Origin of the sequence: Pseudochrobactrum sp. B5, from assembly GCF_001939785.1 — a bacterium.
In the GTDB taxonomy this organism is placed as follows: Bacteria; Pseudomonadota; Alphaproteobacteria; order Rhizobiales; family Rhizobiaceae; genus Pseudochrobactrum; species Pseudochrobactrum saccharolyticum.
The window spans coordinates 105,019-111,475 of the sequence record NZ_MOYL01000007.1; the positions used below are offsets into that span (position 1 = coordinate 105,019).

A 6,457-nucleotide genomic window follows, 5' to 3' on the forward strand; every position below is an offset into this window, starting at 1 on the left:
GCAACATCAAAATTATCGAGTTTAGAATGTCCAAGAAACTGCATCTTGCCGGCTATCTCAACCCGTCGCCCACGCTTCATAGCGATGCGTCGTGGAAACATCCCCGAGCCAGCCAAAAGTATCCAGACCCTAAAATCTATCAGGACGTCGCCCGAACGTTGGAACGCGGATTTTTCGACTTCGTGTTTTTTGCAGACGTTCTGTCTGCGCCACTTCGGTATGGCGACAGTATCAAGCCAGCGGTCGAAAAGGGAGTGCAGTTTGTCGCGAGCCTCGATCCGTCCTATATCGCACTGACCATGGCTAACGTTACACGCCACCTTGGTCTCGGGGTAACTCGCACGACGACGTACGGTCATCCCTTCGATCTGGCCCGCTCGTTCGCGACACTGGATCATCTAACAGAAGGACGCATTGCCTGGAACGTGGTCACATCGGTATCGAACTCCGAAGCGCAGAACTACGGCGTCGAACGGCTCCTCGACCATTCAGTGCGATACGAACGTGCGCATGAATTCCTGGAAGCGGCATTCAAGCTCTGGTCGAGCTGGGAGCCTGACGCTCTAATTCTGGATAAGGAGAAGGGGATTTTTGCCGATCCGGAAAAAGTCCACCCGGTCAATTTTAATGGCAAATGGTTCAAGACACGCGGGCCCCTGACGGTTCCTCATAGTCCGCAGGGCCGTCCCGCGATCATGCAGGCAGGTTCATCAGATCGGGGAAGAGATTTCGCTGCGAAATGGGCAGAAGTGGTATTCCTGATCGACCCGACCGAAGAAGGACGCCGCAAGCATTACAAAGACGTAAAATCAAGACTCGCTGCCGCCGGACGTGATCCGGAAGGGACGAAAATCTTCCCGGCATTTATCCCTTTCATTGGCGAAACTGAATCGATCGCCAGAGAAAAGCAGGCCTTCCACAACTCACTCGTTGATCCAGTCGCGGGGTTGATTGGCCTGGCCATTCAGCTCGACGTTGATTTCTCGAAATACTCGCTGGATGAGCCTTTCGAGAACGTCCCAGATGCTGGCGGGATACAGGGAATGCTGAACATCGCTCGAAAACTTTCCAAGAAAGACAATCTCACGATCGGGGATGTCGGAAGGCTATACGGCGAGGGAACGTTGCTTCCTCAAATCGCCGGTACACCCAAGCAGATCGCGGACCATCTTGAACACTATTTCAAAGACGAGCAGGGCGATGGCTTCATTATTTCGCCGGCCTATTTGCCCGGCTCATTCCAGGAGTTTACCGATTTCGTCGTGCCGGAACTTCAGCATCGCGGTTTGCTCCGGACGCGCTACGAAAGCACTACCCTCCGTGAGAATCTAGGTCTCTCACCGAAGGCTGATTTGAGCCGATAGAATTAATTGGAACTGGCAAATCAACGCTCGAAAAGATTTGCCAGTTCTAGCTACTGCATCGGTGCCGGCACATCGCTGATCCTTCCCCGTCTTCTTTGCCGTTTCCACCCACTGCGGGGACGTATTGCTGCCGCAACACTCGTAAATCTTTGGGCTTCCGTCGCTTACACAAAGCGATTGTCAACCGAAGCAACCATGATTGACCGAGCAACGTCTTTTCCTGAGGTCATCGAATCGCTGCGACGGTCGCTCGCTACGACCGTGGCACATCGAAGCAACGCGACTGCCGCCAAACTCAGCCTTCTGTAATGTTGCCGCAACCTGCGACGAGGATAACGACAGAGCAGAAAGGCGACCGGGCGATGCGACTTCTAATGATAGAGGACGAAAAGGAGCTGGCAGTGGCCTTAGCGGCCGCCCTCGGCAAGCACGGTATCGTCACCGACCACACAACACATCTCGCCGACGCGTTCGAACTGACGCTTCAGAACGACTACGACGCCATCCTGCTCGATCGGCGCCTGCCCGACGGGGAAGGGCTGACATTGGTTCCGAAGCTGAGGCGGTCGGGGCGGGATACGCCGATCATTGTCATGACCGCGCGTAACGAACCGCTGGAGCGGGTCGAGGGGCTGGATATCGGCGCAGACGACTACATCGGCAAGCCATTTCTGGTCGAGGAACTCCTGGCTCGCGTGCGTGCGGTTCTTCGACGGCCGGTAAACCTGGCCGAGCCCGCAATCACTGCCGGACGGATGGTCATCGATCCGCTGCACCTCAGCGTGGCGATCGACTCGCTGCAATTCGACTTTCCACGGCGCGAACTCTTGGTTCTCGTCGCCCTCGCCAAGCGAAAGAACAAGACCGTCCTTCGGTCGACGCTGGAGGAGGCGGTCTATAACTACGAGGAAGAAATCCAGTCTAACGCAATCGATGCACATATCTCGCGATTGCGGAAACGATTGACGGATGCCGGTTCCGGCGTGGCGATCCACAACATCCGTGGCGTCGGGTATCTCCTGAAGGAAGAGTGATGGGCATAGCAGCGCAATCGAACCCGTCACTTCGATGGAGACTGAGTTGGCAACTCAGCCTGGTCATCGTCGTTGTGGTTGGAGCGGTGATTCTCGGACTTTGCGTATGGGCCGCGACCATCATGTCGCCCAACATCGCCATGGAGGAAACGGTCGGCTCCGCGATTGCAGAGTCGGCCGTGCGCGACAGCCGGGGAAATCTGGCGCTACAGGAAACGCCGCGACTCAGGGCGCTCAAGGAACAGAACTCTGCGCTTTGGTGTGTAGTGGCGACAACTGATGGCACTTCCGTGTCTTTTGGCGCAATCCCGCCGGCATATGCCGAGCTCGTCAATTTCGTTCATCTCTTCGATGATGCAGATATACGGGGATCCTCTGCGACCAACGAGGTCGCAACAATCGACAGTGCCGAGACTGCCGTCGGTACTGTGCGAATTCTGTTCGGCGGCGTTGCGGACAAAGGCTCACCAGTCCTTGCGCTCCTTGCCAGGGCGTACCCTATCTACGCCTCGCTCTTGGCGGTCGCCTTGCCTGCGATTTTCATTGCTGTGCCGCGGATCGTCGGCCGCGCGCTTGGGCGGATCAGTGACGTCGCCGAGAAGGCTGCTCGAATCGAACCACGCCAGCATGGGACACGCCTTCCGGTTGACGGCATCCCCAAGGAAGTCGCGCCCCTCGTTACTGCCTTCAACGGAGCACTTGAGCGCCTCGAAAACGAGGCACGGAAACGTCAACGCTTCCTGATCGACGCAGCCCATGAACTCAGAACGCCGATTGCCATCATGCAAACACGGATTGACGGGATGCCAGACGGGCAAGAGCGTAGCCGCCTGTTGGACGACGTCGCTCGGCTGGCGGATACCGCCGAGCAACTCCTGGATTTTGAGCGGAACGATCAGGTAACGGATGTCGATGGTTCGGTGGATCTGGTTGAAATCGCGCAAACAGTCGTGGCGGAGATAGCGCCAGTAGCGATCGCGGCGGGCTACCAGATCTCCTTTCAAAGTGATGTTGAAAGGCTCGAACGGGCCGGAAACGCGCCGGCACTGGCGAGAGCAATCACCAACCTCATTCGCAACGCAGTCGATCACTGCGGCGGCAAGGGAGAGATTGCCGTCTCTGTCTTATCAGACGGCGCGGTCGCGGTATCCGACCAGGGGCCGGGAATACCGGCGGAACATCAGGAGCTGATATTCGAACCGTTTTACCGCGTGACCCCGAAAAGTCAGGGGACCGGGCTTGGTCTGAGCCTGGTCAAGCAGGTTGTCACCAATCATGGGGGTCGCGTCCTCGTCCAAAGCGGCGAACAGGGTACGACGATAACGATCCGACTTTAACGATCCGCGTCTCACTAAGTCATGAACTTAAATCACTAGCTGCGCTCGATTTTCCTGAAGCGGCGCGCTACGTTTCCTAAGACCCCCTTGTAATGCTGCGGCAATCCTGCGCGCCGACTGTCCTCCCGAAGCTAGATACGGAGGCCGTCGAAAGTGCGCATCAAACTCAATCTCTCCCGACGATCGGTCGACATCGCCTCGAAGCGATTCTTTCCGCTACTCATGCTGGGCATCGGCCTGGCCGCAACGGGGTGCACCTCGATGCCCTTGAAGGAAAGCGGGACACTCACCTCCTATGGCAATCTCGGCGCGCCGACTGACAAGCTCGGAAAAAAGCGGCGACTCTACGTTGACGGTCCACACATGGCACAGGTGAAGACCATCCGCATCTTGCCGGCCGGCTTCACCTCCGTTGCCGCTTCAAGGGTCAAATCGGAGGGCGATCGTTCTCTGGTTACGAACGCACTCGATCGAGCTCTGTGCGTCGCACTGAGCGACAAATATCAGATGGTTCCTTCTAACCAGCCGGCAGATTTGACGATCCGCTCCGTCGTGACAGATATCGTACCGACGAATAAGGACGTAGCGGCCGCCGCAACCGTGGTAAGTGTGGGTGGCGGGTTTGCGCTTCCGGACAACATACCACTTATTGGAATACCGCGCATTCCGGTCGGCCTCGGCGGTCTCTCCGTCGAGGCGGAAGCCGTCGATACCGCGAATGTTCAGCGCGCTGCAATGATGTGGGGTCGTGGTGCAAACTTCATACAGGACAAACCTCGTTATTCCGAGGTGGCTGACGCGTACAGCCAGGCGACGCGGTTCGCGACCGACTTTTCTCGCTTGTTAGTCACCGGCCGGGAACCGAAAATGCTCGATATTTCGCTTCCAACGAGGCACGGTGTGCAGTCCTGGTTCGGGGGAAAGCCGAAATACCCGGCGTGTGAGGCGTTCGGGCGCGCGCCCGGCGTACAAGGTCTTGTGGCTGGCAAGTTCGGCCTTCCGCCCGAGTGGACCGATGGGAAGCCCAAGCCCCTCGCATCACAATGAGCCTGGACGATCGCACATCGCCGCCACGGAGCGCATCGACCACGCGGAAGATCTCAGGTCCGTGCGGCACGCGCAGCGGCTTTTCGAACCGTCCTGTCGGGACCGCATCACCGTCCGAACCCATCGCATGCATGGCTCAGGCGGGGGCTCTGGCGAGCTTAGTGATCAGGCCAGGCATCAACGCGCGGAGATCATCTGCTTCGGCGGTACTCATACCAGTTCGGCTCGCGATTTCCGCAGGGATTGGGACCGCCCGATCGCGCAGCGCGCGACCACGCGCGGTTGGATCGATCAGGACGCGCCGCTCGTCGGTGACGTCACGCCGGCGGGTGATGAGATCGGCGCGCTCCATCCGCTTGAGAAGAGGGCTGAGAGTACCGATGTCGAGATGGAGGCGCTCGCACAGCCCACCGATAGGGACGGGCGAGCGCTGCCACAGCACCAGCATGACCAGATATTGCGAATAGGTCAGTCCGAGCGGCTCGAGCAGCGGCCGGTACAGGCGCTGTAGAAGGTTCGTTGCAGCGTAAAGCGGAAAGCAAAGCTGGGAATCGAGTTGCAGCGGGTCCGATGCAGCCTCCGACGCACTCATTGTACCTTCACGGAAAGGGTCACATCGATGTTGTCGCGCGTGGCATTGGAATAGGGGCAAACCTTGTGCGCCTCGGCGACGATAGCCTCGGCCGTTGCCTGATCGACGCCCCGGATCGTCACGTCGAGCGCGACCGTCAACGCAAACCCGCCACTGCCGTTCGACTCCATGCCGACCGTCGCTGCGACGTCGATATCATCGTCTTTGATCTTCTGCTCCTTATTGCGCGTGATGTGGATCACGGCGTTGCCGAAGCAGGCGGCATAGCCAGCGGCGAAAAGTTGCTCTGGATTAGTAGCGTCTTCCTTGCCGCCGAGTTTCTTCGGCAGTGCCAGCCTGAGGTCGAGAAGGCCATCCGTGCTGCGTACGGTTCCGCTTCGGCCGCCAATGGCATTCACTGTGGTGGAGTAAAGTATGCTCACGGCTCTGTTCCTGACATTTGTATGGTTACAAGATATATTGCTAACAATATATCGGTCCGTGTCAACACGTAGCCGCTTGCAAGCCTTGGGCAGGAGCCTGAGGTAGAGCTGAGCCAGATGTGCGCCATGGCATACTGCGATGCACTACCCGACGAAGCGATCGACGCAACCGTCGCAGCTATACGACTTTATCCGATCTCCAACATTTCCCGGGAGACTCAGTCGCACCTACCCCAAGGGGTCTCCGCACCGAATCTGGAAACTCAGATCGCAAATGGCTGTTCGGTGTTGACCAGGTGTTGACCAGCCAAGAAAAGGGAAGGGCCGCCCGAAGGCAGCCCCTGATTACACCCCTGATTTTCTTATAAAATCTGGAGCGGCGAAGGGATTCGAACCCTCGACCCCAACCTTGGCAAGGATCGGAACCTATGCCGCTGTCCGGAACAGCAAGTGAAGGTGAGTGCATGCTCCCGCAACCATCTTTGCTGGCGTCGATCGCAAGTTATGATCGACGCCGGTCCCCGCAACCATCTTTACTTGCTCGGGCAGCAAGTAAAGATTAGATCTTGCCCCCGCAACCAAACAAACAGCCCGCTCTTTGAGCGGGATTTTTTTTGGTAACGGGTCGTAGATTTTAAGCCTAATCAGGGGCCCGCAAGGA

6 protein-coding genes and 1 tRNA gene are annotated in these 6,457 nt (G+C 57.8%); 4 read left to right on the forward strand and 3 right to left on the reverse strand.

Annotated features, from left to right (window positions below; genetic code table 11):
- The first annotated feature begins 26 nt into the window (after positions 1–26).
- The 4 genes from BKD14_RS17645 to BKD14_RS17660 all read left to right on the forward strand — a co-directional run bounded on the left by BKD14_RS17645 (position 27) and on the right by BKD14_RS17660 (position 4,782).
- A complete protein-coding gene (locus tag BKD14_RS17645; protein WP_075657471.1) occupies positions 27–1,364 on the forward strand; it encodes an LLM class flavin-dependent oxidoreductase in 1,338 nt (445 codons plus the stop codon).
- A gap of 362 nt (positions 1,365–1,726) precedes the next feature.
- Positions 1,727–2,398 (forward strand): response regulator transcription factor, encoded by a 672-nt coding sequence (locus BKD14_RS17650; protein WP_075657491.1) that lies wholly within the window; start codon positions 1,727–1,729, stop codon positions 2,396–2,398.
- Positions 2,398–3,735, forward strand: a complete 1,338-nt coding sequence (locus BKD14_RS17655; protein ID WP_075657472.1) for a HAMP domain-containing sensor histidine kinase — start codon at positions 2,398–2,400, stop codon at positions 3,733–3,735. The genes BKD14_RS17650 and BKD14_RS17655 overlap by 1 nt, the downstream gene beginning before the upstream one ends.
- 222 nt (positions 3,736–3,957) lie before the next feature.
- Positions 3,958–4,782 (forward strand): DUF3313 domain-containing protein, encoded by an 825-nt coding sequence (locus tag BKD14_RS17660; RefSeq protein WP_075657492.1) that lies wholly within the window; start codon positions 3,958–3,960, stop codon positions 4,780–4,782.
- Positions 4,783–4,918: 136 nt separating this feature from the next.
- Here the strand turns inward: BKD14_RS17660 and BKD14_RS17665 are convergent, their stop codons facing one another.
- From BKD14_RS17665 to BKD14_RS19410, 3 genes are all read right to left on the reverse strand, one after another.
- On the reverse strand, positions 4,919–5,374 hold the full coding sequence (locus BKD14_RS17665; protein ID WP_075657473.1) for a MarR family transcriptional regulator: 456 nt from the start codon (positions 5,372–5,374) through the stop codon (positions 4,919–4,921).
- Entirely contained in the window at positions 5,371–5,796 is a 426-nt protein-coding gene (locus tag BKD14_RS17670; protein ID WP_075657474.1) for an organic hydroperoxide resistance protein, read from the reverse strand. The genes BKD14_RS17665 and BKD14_RS17670 overlap by 4 nt, the downstream gene beginning before the upstream one ends.
- A 372-nt stretch (positions 5,797–6,168) precedes the next feature.
- A tRNA-Ser gene (locus BKD14_RS19410) sits at positions 6,169–6,231 on the reverse strand.
- Positions 6,232–6,457: the final 226 nt, after the last annotated feature.